The organism is Amycolatopsis sp. CA-211722, assembly GCF_056828465.1.
The window spans coordinates 6,978,249-6,996,578 of sequence record NZ_CP184752.1; the positions used below are offsets into that span (position 1 = coordinate 6,978,249).

Sequence of the window (18,330 nt, forward strand, 5' to 3'; positions counted from 1 at the left end):
CTTCTCGGGTGGACGTCGTTGTCAGAACAGGGATTCGTGGCCTTGCGCGGATTCGTGGATGGTCGAGAACCGCCCGTCGACGAAGCCGAGCGCGTCGCCGGAGCGGTAGTCGAACTCCTGCACCTCTCCGAGGAACAGGGTGTGATCGCCGCCGTCGTAGGCGGCCCACGGCGTGCAGTCGAACCAGCTCAGGACGCCGGCGAGCCGCGGCGCGTGCCCGCCTTCGACCCACGCCGGCGCTCCTTCGGGAGTCGGGCGGCCGGCGAAGTTCATCGCCAGCGCCTCCTGTTCGGCGCCGAGGACGTTGACCGCGAAGGGACGGTCGGCCAGCAGATCGTGGCTCTTCACGGTGCGCTGGATCGAAACGAGGACGAGCGGCGGATCCATCGAGACCGCGGTGAAGGAGTTCACCGTCAGGCCGTGCCGTTTCGTCGCGGCGTCGAACGTCACGACGGCCACTCCCGTCGCGAACCGGCCGAGACAGCCCCGGAAGAACTGCGCGGGCGGCCGATACAGGCTCGAACCCGGCGAGAAACTGGTTTCGCGTGACATCGTGACCACCCAGTCCGATTCCTGTTCTATAATCGAACAGCCAGTTCAACTATCGAAACGGATCGTATACGATGATTTCGGAGTCCCGCAAGACCGCGAGCACGTCCCAGACGCTCAGTCGCGGCATCCGTGTCCTCGAAGTCCTTGCCGACGCCCAAGAACCGCTCAGCGTCGACCGGATCGCCGAACGGCTGGGCGTGCACCGGTCGATCGCGTACCGGCTCATCCGGACCCTCGAAGAGCACGGGCTCCTCACGCGGGAACCCGCCGGGAAATACGAACTCGGCGCACGGCTGGCGGCGCTCGCGGCGGGGATCAAACACGATCTGCAGGCCGCGGCCTTGCCCGAGCTGACCGCGGTCGCGAACGAACTCGGCATGACGTGTTTCGTGGCGGTGATGGACCGCGAGGAATGCGTGACCCTGGTCAGCGTGGAACCCCGGCACGCCGTCGCGTCCGTCGCGCAGCGTCCGGGGTCCAGGCATCCGTTCACCGCGGGCGCTCCCGGCCGCGCGATTCTTTCCCAGCTTCCGGAGGAGGACTGGCCGGAGGGGATCAAGGAAGTCGCCGACCGCGGCTACGCGGACAGCCACGGCGAGGTGATCGAGAACCTCAGCTCGGTGGCTGTGCCACTCTCCCTGCGCGGCCACGCTCCCGCCGCGCTCGCGGTCGTCTACCTGTCCAGCACGGGTACCCCCACCGAGCTCGCGGAGCGGCTCAAGGCGGCGGCGAAGGCCGTCCGTGACGCTCTCGGCGGGTGAGCGTCACGGACGGCTGGCTCACTTCGAGAAGCGCAGCGGGCTCACCGCCTGCTCGGCTTCGTGGTCCGGTCCGAGCGGGATTCCCGACCGGTCACGCAGCAACAACGTGGCGATGAGGCCGACGACGGTCATCCCGCCCAGATAGACGGCCACGGACACCGAAGTACCGGTCGCGTCGACCAGCGCGGTGGCGATCGTCGGCGCGAACGCGCCACCGAGGATCGCGCCGAGCGCGTACGAGATCGAGACACCGGAGAACCGGATCGACGCGGGGAACAGCTCCGCGTAGAACGCCGCCTGCTGGCCGTAGGTGAACCCGAGCCCGACGCTGAGAATGATCAGGCCTAACGCCAGCAACACGATGTTCCCGGTGTCCACCAACGGGAAGAGCAGCGCGACACCGGCGAGTTGCGCGATCCAGCCGACCACGTACGTGCGCCGCCTGCCGATCCGATCGGACACCGCGCCCGCCGCCCACGTCGACAGCAGCCAGGTCGCCGCCGACGCGGTCACCGCCCACAGCACCGGGCCGCGGTCGAGGCCGATCGGCCCCTTCGGGTTGGTCGCGTAGTTCTGGATGTAGCCGCCGGTGGTCATGTAACCGACGGCGTTGTTGCCCGCGAACACCAGCGCGGCCACCAGAACGAGCACGGCGTGCTTGCGGAACAGCTGGATGATCGGGGTCCTGGTCTGCTCACGGCGTTCGGCGATCTCCCGGAAGACCGGGCTTTCCTCGACGCGGCGCCGTACGTAGTGGCCGACCAGGATCAGCCCGACACTGAGCAGGAACGGGATCCGCCAGCCCCAATCGAGGAACGCCTGGCCGGGGACGAGCAGGCTGGTCAGCGCGAGAACACCGGAGGCCAGCAGCAGCCCGAGCGGGACGCCGATCTGCGGCGAGGCGCCGAAGAGTCCCCTCCGCTTCGACGGCGCGTGCTCGACGGCCATCAGCACGGCACCGCCCCATTCACCACCAGCCGAAACGCCCTGCAGGATCCGCAGCAGGATCAGCAGTACCGGCGCGAGGACACCGATCTGGTCGAACGTCGGGAGCACGCCGATCAGCGTGGTCGCGACGCCCATCAGGATCAGGGTGAGCACCAGGACCACACGGCGGCCGTACTTGTCCCCGAAGTGCCCGGCGAGGAACGCCCCGAGCGGGCGGAAAAGGAAGCTCACGCCCACCGTGGCGAAGGAGACGAGCGTGCTGTTCGCGCCGAGGCCGGAGAAGAACAGCTTGCCGAAGACGAGACCGGCGGCGGACGCGTAAACGAAGAAGTCGTACCACTCGACCGTGGTGCCGACGACGGTCGCGAACGCGACCCGGCGCCGATCCGAAGACGGTGGAGCGGTCCGGCCGGGCGTGCGTTCATCCTGCGCTGGATTCGACACCTTGACTCCTTTGACATAGGCCTGACGCGAGTGGCGGCCCGCAGGGATCCCCGGGCGAGGCGAAGGCCACTCGGTGACCGCCTTGCCACTGTGGCACAGAATCATATACGTTATTAGATACGAAGCAAGGGTCGAGGATTCAGGGGAACATGGGCACTTACGAGGCAGCATCGCCTTCCGGCCGCGCGTCCGGTCCGCTGGACAGCCGGCCGGGCAAGATCATCGCCGTCCATCTCAGCTACGCGTCCCGCGCGGAGCAGCGCGGGCGACGTCCGGCGAACCCGTCGTACTTCTTCAAGCCGTCGAGCTCGATCGGCCCGTCCGGCGGTACGGTCGAACGTCCGGCCGGGACGGAACTGCTGGCCTTCGAAGGCGAGATCGCGCTGGTCATCGGCACCGCGGCCCGGTGGGTCAAACCGGACCAGGCGTGGGACCACGTCGCCGCGGTCACCGCCGCGAACGACTTCGGCCTCTACGACCTGCGCACCGCGGACAAGGGCTCCAACGTCCGGTCCAAGGGCGGCGACGGCTACACCCCGCTCGGCCCCGGCCTCATCGACGCACGCGACGTCGACCCGTCGTCGCTGCGCGTCCGCACCTGGGTGAACGGCGACCTGGTGCAGGAGGACACCACGGCCGGGCTCATCTTCCCCTTGCGGCAGTTCGTTTCCGATCTCTCCCAGCACTTCACGCTCGAACCGGGCGACGTCATCCTCACCGGCACCCCGGCCGGATCGACCGTGGTCTCCCCCGGCGACGTCGTCGTGGTCGAAGTGGACGTTCCCGGCACCCCGCTGAGCAGCGGACGGCTCCACACCACCGTTTCCCAGGGCATCCGGGCCTTTTCGGACGTCGGCAGCCTGCCCGAGGTCGACGACAAGCAGCGCGCGGAAGCCTGGGGAACGCCTGTCGAAGAACCTGCCGAAGAGAAGGCTCCCTCGCTCAGCGAAGAGCTCCGCGCCAAGTTGCTGCGTGCGCCCGTCGCGGGTTTGTCCGCCCAGTTGCGCAAGCGCGGGCTGAACAACGTCGCGATCGACGGTGTGCGCCCGAATCTGCCCGGGTCGAAGGTCGTCGGCACGGCACGGACCCTGCGTTTCGTCCCGAACCGCGAGGACCTCTTCACATCCCACGGCGGCGGCTACAACGCGCAGAAGCGCCTCTTCGACTCGGTCGGCGCCGGCGAGGTGATCGTCATCGAAGCCCGCGGTGACAAGGGTTCCGGGACACTCGGCGACATCCTGGCGCTGCGGGCGCGCTACCTCGGCGCGGCGGGGGTGATCACCGACGGCGGGGTCCGCGACTTCGAGGCCGTCGCCGCGACCGGCCTTCCGGTGTTCTCGCAAGGCCCCCATCCGGCGGTCCTCGGGCGCAAGCACGTGCCGTGGGACACCGACGTCGCGGTCGCCTGCGGCGGAGCCACGGTGCTGCCCGGCGATATCATCGTCGGTGACGACGACGGCGTGGTCGTCATCCCGCCGTCGCTGGCCGGAGAAATCGCCGACGCGGCGCTCGTCCAGGAGGACGAAGACGCTTGGATCGCCGAGCAGGTCGGACAGGGCCGCCCGATCGAGGGGCTCTTCCCGCTGAACCCGTTGTGGCGGGAAAGGTATGAGGCATGGCAGAAGAAGCAGTGAAGACGACCAGCAAATCCGAGCTCGCCTACGAGTGGCTGCGTGAGCGGATCGCCCGGCACGAGTACGGACCCGGCTACCGGCTGGTGCTCGCCGAGATCGCCGGCGCGCTCGACATGAGCGTCGTCCCGGTGCGCGAGGCGATCCGGCGGCTGGAGGCCGAACGGCTGGTGACCTTCGAACGCAACGTCGGCGCGCGCGTGGCGATGGTGGACCAGGACGAGTACGTCCACGCGATGCAGACCCTAGGCGTGGTCGAAGGGGTCGCCACCGCGCTGTCCGCGCCACGGGTGTCCGAAGAGAACATCGCGCGGGCGCGGCGGGTCAACGAGCGAATGATCGCGCTGCTGGACCATTTCGACGCGCACGAGTTCACCGCGCTGAACCAGCAGTTCCATTCGCTGCTCTTCGAATGCTGCCCCAACCCGCAGATCCTCGACCTCGTGCACCAGGGCTGGACCCGGCTGTCCGGGCTGCGCGACTCCACGTTCGCGTTCGTCCCCGACCGTGCGCACCGGTCGGTCGAGGAACACGAAGAGATCCTCCGGCTGATCACCGAGAAGGCCGACCCGCTCGACATCGAATTCGCCGCGCGCAATCACCGCTGGGCCACCATGCAGGCCTTTTTGGACGCGCGAGAGCGCGCGAACCGCTGACTGAGGAGGAATCTTGACCAGCACGACTCCCCGGCCGATCCCGGACGGTGTCCCGGAGCGGATCCGGCACTACATCGGCGGCGAGCTCGTCGATTCGGCCGACGGCGCCGTCTTCGACGTGCTCGACCCGGTGACCAACGAGGTCTACGTCCAGGCCGCCGCGGGGAAGAAGGCCGACATCGACCGCGCCGTCGCCGCCGCCCGGAAGGCGTTCACCGAAGGGCCTTGGCCGAAGCTGCTGCCTCGTGAGCGTTCGCGTGTGCTCAACCGCATCGCCGATCTCGTCGAGTCGCGGGACAAGCGGCTGGCCGCGCTGGAGAGCTTCGACTCGGGTCTGCCGATTTCGCAGGCGCTGGGCCAGGCGCGCCGGGCGGCGGAGAACTTCCGGTTCTTCGCCGACCTGATCGTCGCGCAGGCCGACGACACCTACAAGGTGCCCGGCCGTCAGGTCAACTACGTCAACCGCAAGCCGATCGGCGTCGCCGGCCTGATCACGCCGTGGAACACGCCGTTCATGCTGGAGTCGTGGAAGCTCGCGCCCGCGCTGGCGACCGGCAACACCGTGGTGCTCAAGCCCGCGGAATTCACCCCGCTTTCCGCGTCGCTGTGGGCCGGGATCTTCGAGGAGGCCGGGCTGCCGCCGGGCGTGTTCAACCTCGTCAACGGGTTCGGTGAGGACGCCGGGGACGCGCTGGTCAAGCATCCGGACGTCCCGCTGATCTCGTTCACCGGCGAGAGCGGCACCGGCAGCCTGATCTTCGGCAACGCGGCGCCGTTCCTCAAAGGACTGTCGATGGAACTGGGCGGCAAGTCGCCCGCCATCGTCTTCGCCGACGCCGATCTGGAGACCGCGATCGACGCGACGATCTTCGGCGTGTTCTCCCTCAACGGCGAACGCTGCACCGCGGGCAGCCGGATCCTGGTCGAGCGCGCGATCTACGACGAGTTCGTCGAGCGTTATGCCGCGCAGGCCAAACGCGTCGTGGTCGGCGACCCGAGCGACCCCAAGACCGAAGTCGGCGCGCTGGTGCACCCCGAGCACTACGACAAGGTCATGAAGTACATCGAGATCGGCAAGACCGAGGCCACCCTGGTCGCCGGTGGCGGCCGCCCGGACGGCTTCCCGACCGGGAACTACGTGGCACCGACGGTGTTCGCCGACGTCAAACCGGACGCCCGGATCTTCCAGGAGGAGATCTTCGGCCCGGTCGTCGCGATCACGCCGTTCGACAGTGAGGAAGAAGCGCTCGAACTCGCGAACAACACGAAGTACGGGCTCGCGGCCTACGTTTGGACCAACGACCTCAAGCGGGCGCACAACTTCGCGCAATCCGTCGAGGCGGGCATGGTGTGGCTCAACTCGAACAACGTCCGCGACCTGCGCACGCCCTTCGGCGGGGTGAAGGCGTCCGGGCTGGGGCACGAGGGCGGCTACCGCTCGATCGACTTCTACACCGACCAGCAGGCGGTGCACATCAATCTCGGCGAGGTGCACAACCCCGCCTTCGGCAAGGGCTGACCCCGTTCCCCCGTCCACAAAGGATGACGCAATGAAGCCGATCCCCACCCCGAAATCGCCGCCGCCGGACGTCCTGCGCTGCGCGTACATGGAACTCGTCGTCACCGATCTGGCGCGTTCGCGGGCCTTCTACGCCGACGTCCTCGGCTTGACGGTGACCGAGGAGGACGAGACCACGATCAGCCTCCGCACGATCGACGAGTTCATCCACCACAACCTCGTGCTGCGCCAGGGCCCGGTCGCCGCGGTCGCGGCCTTCTCGTACCGCGTGCGATCGCCGGAGGACCTGGACAAGGCCGTCGCGTTCTACACGGAGCTGGGTTGCCGGGTCGAGCGCAACGAGAACGGGTTCACCCAAGGCATCGGCGACTCGGTGCGGGTGCAGGATCCGCTGGGCTTCCCGCTCGAGTTCTTCCACGACGTCCAGCACGTCGACAGGCTCAGCTGGCGCTACGACCTGCACGTTCCGGGGGCGCTGGTCCGGCTCGACCACTTCAACCAGGTCACGCCGGACGTCCCGCTCGCGGTCAAGCACATGGAAGACCTCAACTTCCGGGTCACCGAAGACATCCAGGACGACCAAGGCGTCACCTACGCGGCCTGGATGCGCCGTAAGCCCACCGTGCACGACACCGCGATGACCGGCGGCGACGGGCCACGGATGCACCACGTCGCCTTCGCCACGCACGAAAAGCACAACATCCTGTCCATTTGCGACAAACTCGGCTCGCTGCGGATGTCCGACCACATCGAACGCGGGCCCGGCAGACACGGCGTGTCGAACGCGTTCTACCTCTACCTGCGCGACCCGGACGGGCACCGCGTCGAGATCTACACGCAGGACTACTACACCGGAGACCCCGACAACCCGGTCGTCACCTGGGACGTGCACGACAACCAGCGCCGCGACTGGTGGGGCACGCCGGTGGTCCCGTCCTGGTACACCGACGCCTCGCTCGTGCTCGACCTCGACGGCAAACCACAGCCGGTCGCCGCGAGGACCGAGGACAGCGAACTGGAGGTCACCATCGGCGCAGACGGCTTCTCCTACACCCGCAAGGGTGACGACGACGGCGAACTGCCGGCGTGGAAACAGGGCGAGTACAAACTCGGCAACCAGCTCTGAGCGCCGGTCGGCGGAGCTGCAGATGGATCTGAAAGGCGACCGAACGCGTGAACCCGCCCCGGCCGAAGGCCCCGCTATCGCGGTGGCAGGGCGCCCCATCCGCCGCGGTGACGGGGATGACCAGGTGCGCCCTGCCGACGTCGATCGCGGTCGCGGGTTCACCAGCAGACGATAGGGCGAGGACATGCTCGAACAGGAAACGATCACCGCGATCGCCGACGAACTGGCGGCGGCGGAGAAGGCGCGGGAGACGATCCCGCTGCTGACGGCGCGTTATCCGGAGATGACCGTCGAGGACTCGTACGCCGTGCAGAACGAATGGCGGCGCCGGGGAATCGCGGCGGGGCGACGCCCGGTCGGGCGCAAGATCGGGCTGACCTCGAAGGTCATGCAGGCCGCCACCGGGATCACCGAACCCGACTATGGCGCCATCTTCGCGGACATGGTGTTCGAGAACGGTTCCGTGATCGAGCACGGCCGCTTCTCGAACGTGCGCATCGAGGTCGAGCTGGCCTTCGTGCTCCGTGATTCCCTCGCCGGGCCGGACACCACGGTGTTCGACGTGCTGCGGGCGACCGAGTACGTCGTGCCTGCGCTGGAGATCCTGTCGTCGCGCATCGAGATGGCGGGCCGGACCATCGTCGACACGATCAGCGACAACGCGGCCATGGGCGGGATGGTCTACGGCGGCAACCCGGTCGCCGTGGACGCCGTCGACCTGCGCTGGGTTTCGGCCCTGTTGTACCGCAACGAAACCATCGAGGAATCCGGCGTCGCCGCCGCGGTGCTGAACCATCCCGCGAACGGCGTCGCCTGGCTGGCGAACAAACTCGCTCAGCACGGTGACAAGCTCGATCCGGGTGACATCGTGCTGGCCGGGTCGTTCACGCGGCCGATGTGGGTGCACCCGGGCGACACCGTGACCGCCGACTACCGGGACCTGGGGGCGATCACATGCCGCTTCGTCTAGACCCGCCGTTCCGGGATCGGCTGGGTGAGCGGCCACGGATCGGCATGTGGGTCACGTCGGGCAGCCCGGTCGTCGCCGAGATCTGCGCGGGATCCGGGCTCGACTGGCTGCTCGTCGACACCGAGCACTCCCCCGCCGGGCTCGAGACTGTGCAGTCGTTGCTGCAGACGATCGCCGCCTATCCGATCACGCCGGTGGTGCGCGCTCCGTCCGGCGACGCGGTCGCGCTGAAGCAGCTGCTCGACCTGGGCGCCCAGAACCTGCTGGTGCCCATGGTCGACAGTGCGGAAGAGGCGGAGGCCGTCGTGCGGGCCGTCCGTTATCCGCCGCGCGGCGTGCGCGGTGTCGGCAGCGCCTTGTCGCGGTCGGCGCGCTGGAACCGGGTCGAGGACTATCTCGCGAAGGCCGAGGAATTCACGTCGCTGTTCGTGCAGATCGAGTCGACGGCGGGAGTCTCGGCGGCCGCCGAGATCGCCGCTGTCGACGGCGTCGACGGGGTGTTCGTCGGCCCGTCCGATCTGGCCGCCTCCATGGGTCTGCTCGGAAAGCAGACGCACGCCGACGTCACCGCGGCCGTCTTGAGCACCTTCGAGGCGGTCCTTGCCCAGGGAAAGCCGGTGGGTGTCAACGCGTTCGACCCGGCGCAGGCACGGCGCTACCTCGACGCCGGGGCTTCATTCGTACTGGTCGGCGCCGATGTCACCCTGCTCGCTCAAGGTTCGGAGGCGCTCGCGCGGCGACATGAGGCCTAAGGTCTCAGACATGAGCCCGTGGCTGCTCGACTCCGACCCCGCTCTGCGCTGGCAGGTGGAACGCGATCTCGCGCACGAACCGCCCGAGGTCTGGGAGGCGACGCGGGCGCGCATCGCGACCGAAGGCTTCGGAGCGCGGCTGCTCGCTCACCAGGACCCGGACGGCCAGTGGGCGGGCGGCGCGTTCTTCCCCGCCGGATTCACCGGCGCGGAAGGCGAGCAGCCGTGGACGGCGACCACGTGGTCGCTGAACACCCTGCGCGAGTGGGGCATGGACGCAGGTGTCCTGCGAGGGACCGCCGAACTCCTCGCCGAGAACAGCCGGTGGGAGTACGACGATCTTCCGTACTGGGGCGGCGAGGTCGACTGCTGCATCAACGCGTGGACCCTCGCGAACGGCCTGTGGCTCGGCGCCGACGTCACCTCGCTCGCCTCGTGGTTCTCGGAGCATCAGCAACCCGACGGTGGCTGGAACTGCGAATGGGTCTCGGGTTCCCGGCGCTCATCGGTGCACTCGACGCTGAACTCGCTCAAGGGCCTGCTGGCCTTTGAGACCGCGACCGGTGGGACGCCGGCTTCGCGGGCCGCGCGCCGCTCGGGTGAGGAGTTTCTGCTGGAGCGGGGACTCTTCCGGCGGCTGTCGACCGGGTCGGAGATCGCGCCGTGGATCACGGTCTTCGCGTATCCGTTCCGCTGGTTCTACGACGTACTGAACGCCGCCGACTACTTTCGTGAGGCATCGCTGCACGACGGCACTTCGCCGGATCCGCGAATGGCCGACGCCGTCGAACGCGTCCGTGCCGCCCGGCAGCCGGACGGGACCTGGCTCCAAGCCCATCGGCACGCCGGGCAGGTGTGGTTCGAGGTCGACGTCGCGGCGGGCGAGCCGTCGAAGCGGCTGACACTGTATGGCACTCGAGTGTTGAACTGGTGGGATTCGGCGGTTTAGGTCCGGCTGGGGCGAGTGCCGATCTTCGGCCTGTTGGCGGTGGGGCGTCAGTTGTCCTGATATCCGCACAGTCGTGCGTGATCCGTCCGGTCATGGGTGGCGGGCATGGTGGGAGCCCGTCGCTTTGGTGGCTAACGGCTCCTCGAGGTCCCCTGTATTGGGGCGGGTGAACTCGGGGAACCCTTGAGCTTGTGCCTCTGCTGGTTCGAGCGTTGTGGTTCAGCGGACTGGGCCTGGGTAACTGTGGGCATGCCGAAGGGCCCGTCGCCGGTGGCTGGCGGGCTCTTCGGGGGTTCAGCGGTGGTGCAGGGTGTTACGCCGGGGTTGTCGGAGCGGATCCCGATACTGGGGTGGAATGAACTCGGGTAGCCCGTCGGCCGCCATCCGTACTTCCCAGTCACCATGGTGGATCAGGCGGTGGTGAAAGCCGCACAGCAGCACGAGATTCCGCAGATCCGTCGGCCCACCGTCCACCCAGTGATGAATGTGGTGGGCGTGGCAATTCTTGGGTTTGCGGTGGCAGCCGGGGAAGGCGCAGCCTCCGTCGCGGATGTTCAACGCCCGTCTTTGCCCGGGGGTGACGAACCGCTTGAGCCGCCCTACATCGAGGGGCTCACCGGCGGCGCTCATCACGACCGGCAGCATGAGGCAGTCGCAGGCCGCGAGCCGTGCTTCCCGCGCGGTCATCGTGCCGACGAAGTCCAGGCAGGCGGTGCCGAGGCCGGTTTTGAGTTCCTCGAGTCCGATGGTGACGTTCACCAGGGTGCGGTAGCCGCTGGTTCCGGGTTGGTCGGGGCAGGCGATCGCCAGATCGAGCAGTTCGGCCCAGGCGTCGCCCAGGCGTTCGCATTTCATCCGCAGGTCGGCTTGCCCGAATTCGTCGACGGGTCGTGGCTGGGCATACGCCTCCAGCGCGGCGGCGGTCCGGGCCCCGGTCTCGTCGTCCAGCAGCCCGGTGAGTTTCCAGAACCCGTCTCTGCGCCGTTCCAGGGTGATTTCCCGGCGTGGTTCTTTGGGTTCGGGGTCTTTGGGTTCGTTGCCGTCGGGGTCGAGCCAGGCCAGCAGTTTCGCCTCAGCTTCGACAAGCTGGCGGGGACCCGCGTTCGGGGCAAGCTCACCAAGAATCTTCTCCGCCTCCGCCCGATCCTCGGCAGAAATGTCGGCGGGGAGGCGTTTCACGATGTCCAGGATCTGATCGATCCGCTCATTCCCGACCAAGCCTTCCGCCGCCATCGCCGCAGTGGTGGGAGCAACAGGCGGGACCTCGGTTCCGTCCAAAGCCCGGGTGGGGTTCAACGCGATCGCGCGTTTCACCACCACACCCGCCTCACCCCGCGACAACCCGGCCAGCTCCGCGTACCAGCTGGCTGTGCTGCCATGCCCGTACAGGTCTTTGACGCCCCGATTCTCGATCTCCGCCAGGAACTGCCCCAACGCGGCACTGGCCATCCGGATCACCTGCAGGGCGTGCTGCACACCCTGGGCAAGCTCCAGCTTGCCGGCACGCCACAACTCCTGCGGCAACTCGGGAAGAAAAGTCTCGGACACGACTCCATAATACCGCAACCACGTCGAACACGTGTTCGTAATTTTAAGCGACCAGCGAAACACGCGAACAACACCGAAAAGTGAAACAGCCGCCAAGCGACGATTACCTCACGGTGCCCAGACCAGCCAGCGCCGGTAATTCGAATCAGGCAACCGGCTTGACCGCTCTGATTTCCCCAATACCAGAGCGCCACCGCGACGACACGGAACCCGCCATTTCCACCGACCTCCGAAACGGTGATTCGAATCAGCAGGCCTCAGTCGTTTCACTCACCCTCGCATTCCCTGGAAGCCGGACCGCCGCCACGATTCCACCAACGGCGACCAGCCCCACGAACCCGAACACCACCCCGAAACCCAATCCCGGCCTCGATTCCAGACCCACCAGAATCGCGCCGGTCACCGCCACCCCGGCCACCGCGCCCACCTGCCTGACCGTGTTGAACAGACCCGAGGCGCCACCTGCGGCGTCCGGCTCGACGGAAGCCATCGCGACGGCGGACAGCGGCGACCACGCCATCGCGTTCGCAGCGCCCAACAACGCGGCCCCCACCGAGATCCACCAGGGGTTCAGGCTCAGCGCCACCACCGACCCGATGAGCAGCAAGCTCGTCACGAGCAGGCTCATGCCGAGGATCGCCGGCCGGCGCCCGCCCACTCGGTCGACCCAGCGGCCGGCCCAGGGCGACAGCAGGATCGCGACGACGGCGTCCGGTGCGAGGACCATCGCCGCTTCGATCGGCCCGAAGCCCCGCATTTCTTGGATGTAGAGCATGGTCGGAAGCGCCATCGCGAGGACTGTCGCGCCGAGCGACGCCATCGCGAGGCTCGCGGACAGGTACCCGGACGAGCGATAGAGACGCAAGGGGGCGAGCGCGTCCGCGCCTCGCCTGCGTTCTTGAAACCAAAAGCCGGCCAGGAGCACGACGGCGAGAGTGGCAGCGGGCACCGAAAGCGGGCTCCAGGACAGCAGAGCCCACACGAGAAGACTCAGGCCACCCGTGCTCAACGCGGCGCCGAGCAGGTCGAAACGGGTGGTACCGCCACGACTTCCCGGAATCAGGCGAACTCCCATGACGACGGCCGCGGCGCAGAGCGGCACGTTCACCCAGAAGATCCAGCGCCAATTCAGGCTCGCCGTCAGCACTCCGCCCAGGACAGGACCGAGCAGGGTGGCGGCGGCCGCCACCGAGCCCCAGATACCGAAAGCGCGGCCTCTCTCGTCATCGGCGAAGAGCCGTCGGATCAGGGTGAGCGGTTGAGGGGCCATCGCGGCCGCTGCCAGGCCTTGCAGGATCCGGAAGGCGACGAGCCACCCGATCGACGGCGCGATCCCGCACAGCGCGGAGGCGACCGCGAAGCCTCCCATGCCGAAAAGGTAGACCCGCTTCGGATCGAAGAGATCGCCGAGCCTGCCGGCGACCAGCAACGGGACCGAGAACGCGAGCAGGTAGCCCGCCGTCACCCAGAACAGCGCCGAGACGTCCCCGCCGAGGTCGGCTTGGATGCTCGGGCTCGCCACGGCGACGATCGTGGTGTCGAGCAGGAGTACGAAGAATCCCGCCAGCAGGGCGGCGAGGCCACCCCATCGAGAAGTTGTCATGCGCCCCCGAATCGCGTAGACCGATCACGATAGGGCCACTGATGGCTCCCATCCAGCGAAATGGAATTCCGTCATGACCGCTCTTCCCCGCGGCGGGCGCCCCGCCGAGGCCTTGAGGGCCGTCGAGGCGAGCATCGAAGACCGCTGGCGGCTGTTCCTCGCGGAGTACGGGGTGGCCGCCGGGACCAGCGAAGAAATCGACCTCGCCGAATCGGTGATCGCCGATACTTCCGTGTTCGAATGGCGAGTCGTCGACGCCGCTTTCGACAGGTTGACCTGCACCGACTGTGGCAATGGGCTCGGCTCGGGGCCCGGCGGCTGCGAAAGATGCGACCAGGCCGATGGGTTCCGTTTCGCGGCCATCGAAACCGACCGGCCCGCCACGCCGCCGGGCACCGAACACGGGCTCCGTGTCGCCACCGCGGTCGCCCGCACCCGGCACCGCTACGGCGCGCGGGCCCGCTGCGGTTTCGAACTCGGCCTTCCGCTTCTCCTCGACGGCGAACTGCCCGGTACGCCTCAAGCACAGGCGTACCGGGCAGCGATCAACAAGCTCACGGACGAGGAATGCGAGCGCGTGACCTCGTTCGAAGAAGTCGCGCGGCTCAGTAGTCGTCGCGTCCGGTGAACTGCTGCTCCAGCACTTCCGCCGAGCCCGCGACGAGTTCGAGCGGGTCGGTGAACTCGTTGATGTCGAGGTTCACCAACGGCAGGGAATGGCGCAGCACCAGGTGGTCTCCCATGACCACCAGCCCGCCGACGACGATCGTGTTGCCGATCTCGGTGAGCACGGTCGTGAGGTCGACCTGATCGACGCGCGCGAACGGCGTCGCGATCTGCACCCAGTCCTCGCGGCGGTCGAAGACCTCCCGCGCGATGACCACGGTCTGGGCCCGCTCTTCGTAGTCCTCGTCACCGTAGGACAACCGGATGCGGATTTCGTCCGGTTCGTCCTTCACCACCCGATATTCGTGCCGTACGAACGCGACCAGATCGGCCCATTCCGCCATGGATTCAGTCTCCCTCGCAGTCGAAGATCAAGACTAGCGACTGCCGCAACTCGTGAGTGGTAAGGACGGTTCTAACCGTCCTTACCACTCACGAGACGCAAAGGGTCAGCCGCCGGTCGGCAGTCCCGCCCGCGCTTCCTGGGACGTCAACGGCCGAAGCGACAGCGTGTACTCGTACGTGGTGTCAGGTTGGACTTGGCTGCGTTCCCGCACCGGGTTGGGCGTGTCCCCGACGCCGGTCACCGCGTGACCGGCGTGCAGCGTGAACCAGCCCTTGTTGCGCTGCAACTGGAAGGGATACGCCGCCCGGTCGAGATCGTCGAACGGTGTCACGCTGACGTCGTTCGCACCGCCGACCAGCAGGCCACCGGTCCGGCCGTCGGTGAGCAGCGCCCACCGGCTGTCGGTGTGGTTCCCGTGGTCCTGCGGCCGGTGGTACTCGACGTACTGCTGATCCACCGTGCTGGATTGCACGCCGATCGGCGTCCCGTCCTTCCGGTCGACGTAACTCTCGGCTTTCCGCCCATACCAGGCGAACCGGTCGTATCGGTCCGGTACCGCGAGCGACACACCGATCCGGGGCAGATACGGCAGGGTGCGCACACTCCCCTGCGGAATCACCCGATTGCCGAGGCTCAGGGTCCCGGTCCGGTCCACCGCGTAGGTCATCGTCTGGTCGAACCACGCCCCGGCGACGTCCGGCGCCGCGACCCGGCTGTCGACGATCACCCGCACACCACGCGAGCCGTCCTTCTCGACCCGCACTCCGGTGACCGTGGTCTTCAAGCGGTCCAGGCCCGCCTTGCGCCAGTCCTCGCCCTCGGCCCTTCCCCACGCGAAGGTCTCGTTGCTGATGGGGGCCCGCCACGCGTCGAGCTTCGGCCCGGCGGTCAGCAGTTCCTTGCCCTGGTGCCGGATCGACGCCAGCGCGCCGGTGGCCTTGTCCACCCGGTACGTGACGCCGGCCGCCGACGCCGTCACCGAAGCCGCGTCCTCGACGACGCCGACGGACTTCCCGTCGAGCGGCGATCGGTCCAGACCCGGCACCCGCTTCCCACCGAGCGGGAACTGGTCGTGCGCCAGGACGTGGCCCCGCGCGAGCATCGGCTCGCCCTGGGTCGTCACCGCTTCGACGGTCAGGAACCGTTCGCGGTCCGCGGGATTCGACGGCACCGGGACGGCGACCTTTCCGGTCGACCCGGCACCGACCCGCAACGGCTGCTCGCCCCGGGCGACCACCCGAGAGCCTTCCTGGATCCGCCACCGCAGGTTCAGCTCGTCGGTGCCCTTGAACTGACGCTCGTTGGTCACCGACAACGAGCCACCCGAGTAGGCGAACCGGAGCGGTTGGTGTGCCCACGCCATCTGCGCGGTCTCCGGCTGCGCCGAACGATCCGTGCCGATCAGACCGTCCACACCGGACAGACTGGAGCCGTAGGACAGGTGGCTCCCCCGGTCCGCGACGCTGTCGAAGTCCAGTGCCAGGACCGCACCGCCCGCCGAGGTGGAGCCGGACAGCTCCGCGGCGGACAGTGGCTTGTCGTAGATACGGACGTCGTCGACGGCGCCGCGGCCCATCCAGCCGATACTCGACGGGTCGTTCCACGACGTCTCGAAGTCACGGCCGATGTTGACCTCCGCCGAAGACGAGTCGATCGCGCCGGTGAACGGTTTGCTCCCGATCTCCTTGCCGTCGAGGTAGAGCCGCAGGGCGGTCCCGTCGTAGGTTCCGCTCACCCGGTGCCAGTCGCCGTAGAAATCGGCGGGCACCTTCACCTGCACCGCCTGCCACGTTCCACTGTGGATGAAGAACTCCAGCGTGTCCTGCGTCTTCATCTTGAGCGCGTACTGGTGATCGCCCTTGCCGAGGATGCGGAAATCGCCGGTCCACTTCCCCGGCTTCACCCAGGCGTCCAGGGTCAGCGCCTTCCCTGTGATGTCGAGCTTCCGGTCGCGGTAGACCTCGACGAAGTCGTCGAGCCCGGACAGCGCGAGCGCCTTGCCGCGATGACCGTCGACCAGCTCCGGCTTCCCGCTGAGGTGTGCCGAGATGTCGTTGCCCGACGAATCGGGCGTGATCCGGATCCGCTGCCGGATGTTCTGCTCCGCCCAGTCCCAGATGAACCCGCCCTGGGTCTGCGGATTCGCCCGGATCGTGTCCCAGAACTCCCGGAAGTTGCCGAGGCTGTTGCCCATGGCGTGGGCGTACTCGCCGAAGATCAGCGGCTTGGTGGTGTTCTTCGCCTGCTCCTCGAACTTCTCCGGAGACGGATACCGCGGCCCCCACACGTCCGCGAACGGCGCGTCCCCGTCCGGGCTGTTCGACTGGTGGTAGATCGGCCGGGTCGGTTCGTTCGCGTCCAGCCATTCCGCCAGCGCGAAGTGATGCGCGCCGAGGCCCGCCTCGTTGCCGGTGTCCCACAGGAAGACGCTCGGGTGGTTCTTGTCCCGCTCGACCATGCCGATCATGCGGTCGAAGAACGCGTCCCGCCAAGCGGGGTCGTTCGCCTGGCAGTACCGGGCGCAGTTCTCGTGGTTGTGGGTCTCGATGTCGATCTCGTCGTCGATCCAGAGCCCGTGCCGATCGGCCAGTTCGTAGAAATAGGGATCCGATGGATAGTGCGAGGTGCGGACCGCGTTGACGTTGAGCTGCTTCATCAGCGCGACGTCGCGTTCCTGCGCGCGCCGGGGCACGTGCCTGCCGTGGTCGGGGTCGGTCTCGGCGCGGTTGACGCCCTTGAACAGCACCCGTTTCCCGTTGACCAGCAACTGCTTGCCGCGGATCTCGATCTCACGGAACCCGACCGTCTCGCTGGTGATGTGCGTGACGCGGCCGTCGGGCGCGGCCAACGTGAGCACCGCCGTGTACAGGTTCGGCGTCTCGTCAGTCCACTTCGCCGGATTCCGGACGGGCAGGCTCAACGCGGTCTTGCCACCCGCGTCGACCTCCCCGCTCGTGGTCCCGACCTCCTTGCCCGCGGCGTCACGCAGGCTCAGCCCGGCACGGTGCTTGCCCGTGGTCCCACCGGGTTTGGTGGCGACCTCGACCGCGGCTTTGAGGGTGGCGTCGGTGTAGGTCGCGTCGAGGTCCGTCGTCAGGCCCACGTCCTGGATGAACGTCCCGGGCGTCGAATACAGGGTCACCGAGCGGAAGATGCCCGAGTACCGCCACTGGTCGACGTCCTCCAGATAGGCGCCCGCGCTCCAGCGGTGCACCTGCACGGCGATCCGGTTCTGGCCAGGGCGCAGCGCGGACGAGAGGTCGAACTCCGCCGGGGTGTAGCCGCCTTGGTCGTAGCCGATGTACTTCCCGTTCACCCAGACGAAGTACGCCGACGTGACGCCCTCGAAGCGCAGGAAGGTCGCGCGCTCCGTCCAGGTCGCGGGCAGGGTGAAGTCACGGAGGTAGGCGCCGGTCGGGTTGACGTCACGCGGGACGCGCGGCGGGTCGTCGGGCTGGATCTCGGTGGCGATGTTGCGGAAGATCGGGTGGTCCAGACCGTCCGTCTGCCAGGTGTGCGGCACGGACACCTCACGCCAGCGCGACGCGTCGTAGCCGTCGTCGTGGAATCCCTTCGGCACCAGAGAGGGATTGTCCGCCATGGCGATCCGCCATGTGCCGTCGAGCGACATCGTGTAGGGACCGCGTTCGTCGCGGCGGGCCGCGGCGGAAACGTCCGCGTACGGACGAAGGTGGGCGTGCGGCGGCTCCTGGCCTTCGGAGACTTTTCGTGGATCGTCGAGATAGGACTGGACGTCGGCGCCCGCCGGGGAGCCGGTCGCGACCAGGGTCCCGGCGAGCATCGCCAGGACCAGGACGATGGGGCGTGTTCGCAGCACTGCGTTCAACCTCCCAGAGAG

Annotated in this window: 15 protein-coding genes; 9 read left to right on the plus strand and 6 right to left on the minus strand. The window is 68.0% G+C overall.

Annotation, left to right across the window (positions count from 1 at the left end):
* Positions 1-21: 21 nt before the first annotated feature.
* Entirely contained in the window at positions 22-552 is a 531-nt protein-coding gene (locus ACOCEP_RS32910; protein WP_482333135.1) for a flavin reductase family protein, read from the minus strand.
* A gap of 71 nt (positions 553-623) precedes the next feature.
* Here ACOCEP_RS32910 and ACOCEP_RS32915 point away from each other — a divergent pair, with 71 nt between their 5' ends.
* Complete coding sequence (locus tag ACOCEP_RS32915) at positions 624-1,313, plus strand: IclR family transcriptional regulator (RefSeq protein ID WP_482333137.1); 690 nt, start codon at positions 624-626, stop codon at positions 1,311-1,313.
* A gap of 18 nt (positions 1,314-1,331) precedes the next feature.
* Here ACOCEP_RS32915 and ACOCEP_RS32920 read toward each other — a convergent pair whose 3' ends face one another.
* Positions 1,332-2,705, minus strand: a complete 1,374-nt coding sequence (locus ACOCEP_RS32920; RefSeq protein WP_482333139.1) for an MFS transporter — start codon at positions 2,703-2,705, stop codon at positions 1,332-1,334.
* A 149-nt stretch (positions 2,706-2,854) separates the two neighbouring features.
* On the opposite strand from ACOCEP_RS32920, the gene ACOCEP_RS32925 reads away from it, so the two are divergent.
* The 7 genes from ACOCEP_RS32925 to ACOCEP_RS32955 all read left to right on the plus strand — a co-directional run bounded on the left by ACOCEP_RS32925 (position 2,855) and on the right by ACOCEP_RS32955 (position 10,308).
* Positions 2,855-4,339, plus strand: a complete 1,485-nt coding sequence (locus ACOCEP_RS32925; RefSeq protein ID WP_482333141.1) for a fumarylacetoacetate hydrolase family protein — start codon at positions 2,855-2,857, stop codon at positions 4,337-4,339.
* The gene (locus ACOCEP_RS32930) at positions 4,321-4,992 is read left to right on the plus strand and encodes a GntR family transcriptional regulator (protein WP_482333142.1); all 672 of its coding nucleotides are present in this window, start codon (positions 4,321-4,323) and stop codon (positions 4,990-4,992) included. Before ACOCEP_RS32925 ends, ACOCEP_RS32930 begins: the two co-directional genes overlap by 19 nt.
* 13 nt (positions 4,993-5,005) lie before the next feature.
* Complete coding sequence (hpaE, locus tag ACOCEP_RS32935; RefSeq protein ID WP_482333144.1) at positions 5,006-6,511, plus strand: 5-carboxymethyl-2-hydroxymuconate semialdehyde dehydrogenase; 1,506 nt, start codon at positions 5,006-5,008, stop codon at positions 6,509-6,511.
* Positions 6,512-6,542: 31 nt separating this feature from the next.
* The gene (gene hpaD / locus ACOCEP_RS32940) at positions 6,543-7,637 is read left to right on the plus strand and encodes a 3,4-dihydroxyphenylacetate 2,3-dioxygenase (RefSeq protein ID WP_482333145.1); all 1,095 of its coding nucleotides are present in this window, start codon (positions 6,543-6,545) and stop codon (positions 7,635-7,637) included.
* Positions 7,638-7,821: 184 nt separating this feature from the next.
* Positions 7,822-8,607, plus strand: coding sequence for a 2-oxo-hept-4-ene-1,7-dioate hydratase (gene hpaH / locus ACOCEP_RS32945; protein ID WP_482333146.1), 786 nt, complete (start codon positions 7,822-7,824; stop codon positions 8,605-8,607).
* Complete coding sequence (locus tag ACOCEP_RS32950) at positions 8,592-9,359, plus strand: HpcH/HpaI aldolase family protein (RefSeq protein ID WP_482333147.1); 768 nt, start codon at positions 8,592-8,594, stop codon at positions 9,357-9,359. The genes hpaH and ACOCEP_RS32950 overlap by 16 nt, the downstream gene beginning before the upstream one ends.
* Positions 9,360-9,369: 10 nt before the next feature.
* Positions 9,370-10,308 (plus strand): prenyltransferase/squalene oxidase repeat-containing protein, encoded by a 939-nt coding sequence (locus tag ACOCEP_RS32955; protein ID WP_482333149.1) that lies wholly within the window; start codon positions 9,370-9,372, stop codon positions 10,306-10,308.
* 294 nt (positions 10,309-10,602) lie between these two features.
* Here ACOCEP_RS32955 and ACOCEP_RS32960 read toward each other — a convergent pair whose 3' ends face one another.
* Both ACOCEP_RS32960 and ACOCEP_RS32965 read right to left on the minus strand, forming a co-directional pair.
* The gene (locus ACOCEP_RS32960) at positions 10,603-11,856 is read right to left on the minus strand and encodes an HNH endonuclease signature motif containing protein (protein ID WP_482339863.1); all 1,254 of its coding nucleotides are present in this window, start codon (positions 11,854-11,856) and stop codon (positions 10,603-10,605) included.
* 247 nt (positions 11,857-12,103) lie between these two features.
* On the minus strand, positions 12,104-13,459 hold the full coding sequence (locus tag ACOCEP_RS32965; protein WP_482333150.1) for an MFS transporter: 1,356 nt from the start codon (positions 13,457-13,459) through the stop codon (positions 12,104-12,106).
* A 73-nt stretch (positions 13,460-13,532) separates the two neighbouring features.
* Between ACOCEP_RS32965 and ACOCEP_RS32970 the strand changes: the two genes are divergently transcribed.
* Positions 13,533-14,087, plus strand: coding sequence for a hypothetical protein (locus ACOCEP_RS32970; protein WP_482333151.1), 555 nt, complete (start codon positions 13,533-13,535; stop codon positions 14,085-14,087).
* Here ACOCEP_RS32970 and ACOCEP_RS32975 read toward each other — a convergent pair.
* Positions 14,065-14,469: a hypothetical protein gene (locus ACOCEP_RS32975; RefSeq protein WP_482333152.1), complete on the minus strand. Its 405-nt coding sequence runs from the start codon at positions 14,467-14,469 to the stop codon at positions 14,065-14,067. The genes ACOCEP_RS32970 and ACOCEP_RS32975 overlap by 23 nt on opposite strands.
* A 105-nt stretch (positions 14,470-14,574) precedes the next feature.
* Entirely contained in the window at positions 14,575-18,309 is a 3,735-nt protein-coding gene (locus ACOCEP_RS32980) for a glycoside hydrolase family 2 TIM barrel-domain containing protein (RefSeq protein WP_482333154.1), read from the minus strand.
* Positions 18,310-18,330: the final 21 nt, after the last annotated feature.

What these genes read in the sequence shown, in the direction of transcription:
- hpaD (WP_482333145.1), top strand. Translation starts at nt 6,543, where the DNA reads ATGAAGCCGATCCCCACCCCGAAATCGCCGCCGCCGGACGTCCTGCGC.
- ACOCEP_RS32915 (WP_482333137.1), top strand. Translation starts at nt 624, where the DNA reads ATGATTTCGGAGTCCCGCAAGACCGCGAGCACGTCCCAGACGCTCAGT.
- ACOCEP_RS32970 (WP_482333151.1), top strand. Translation starts at nt 13,533, where the DNA reads ATGACCGCTCTTCCCCGCGGCGGGCGCCCCGCCGAGGCCTTGAGGGCC.
- ACOCEP_RS32950 (WP_482333147.1), top strand. Translation starts at nt 8,592, where the DNA reads ATGCCGCTTCGTCTAGACCCGCCGTTCCGGGATCGGCTGGGTGAGCGG.
- ACOCEP_RS32930 (WP_482333142.1), top strand. Translation starts at nt 4,321, where the DNA reads ATGGCAGAAGAAGCAGTGAAGACGACCAGCAAATCCGAGCTCGCCTAC.
- ACOCEP_RS32955 (WP_482333149.1), top strand. Translation starts at nt 9,370, where the DNA reads ATGAGCCCGTGGCTGCTCGACTCCGACCCCGCTCTGCGCTGGCAGGTG.
- hpaH (WP_482333146.1), top strand. Translation starts at nt 7,822, where the DNA reads ATGCTCGAACAGGAAACGATCACCGCGATCGCCGACGAACTGGCGGCG.
- ACOCEP_RS32925 (WP_482333141.1), top strand. Translation starts at nt 2,855, where the DNA reads ATGGGCACTTACGAGGCAGCATCGCCTTCCGGCCGCGCGTCCGGTCCG.
- ACOCEP_RS32910 (WP_482333135.1), bottom strand. Translation starts at nt 552, where the DNA reads ATGTCACGCGAAACCAGTTTCTCGCCGGGTTCGAGCCTGTATCGGCCG.
- ACOCEP_RS32965 (WP_482333150.1), bottom strand. Translation starts at nt 13,459, where the DNA reads ATGACAACTTCTCGATGGGGTGGCCTCGCCGCCCTGCTGGCGGGATTC.
- ACOCEP_RS32975 (WP_482333152.1), bottom strand. Translation starts at nt 14,469, where the DNA reads ATGGCGGAATGGGCCGATCTGGTCGCGTTCGTACGGCACGAATATCGG.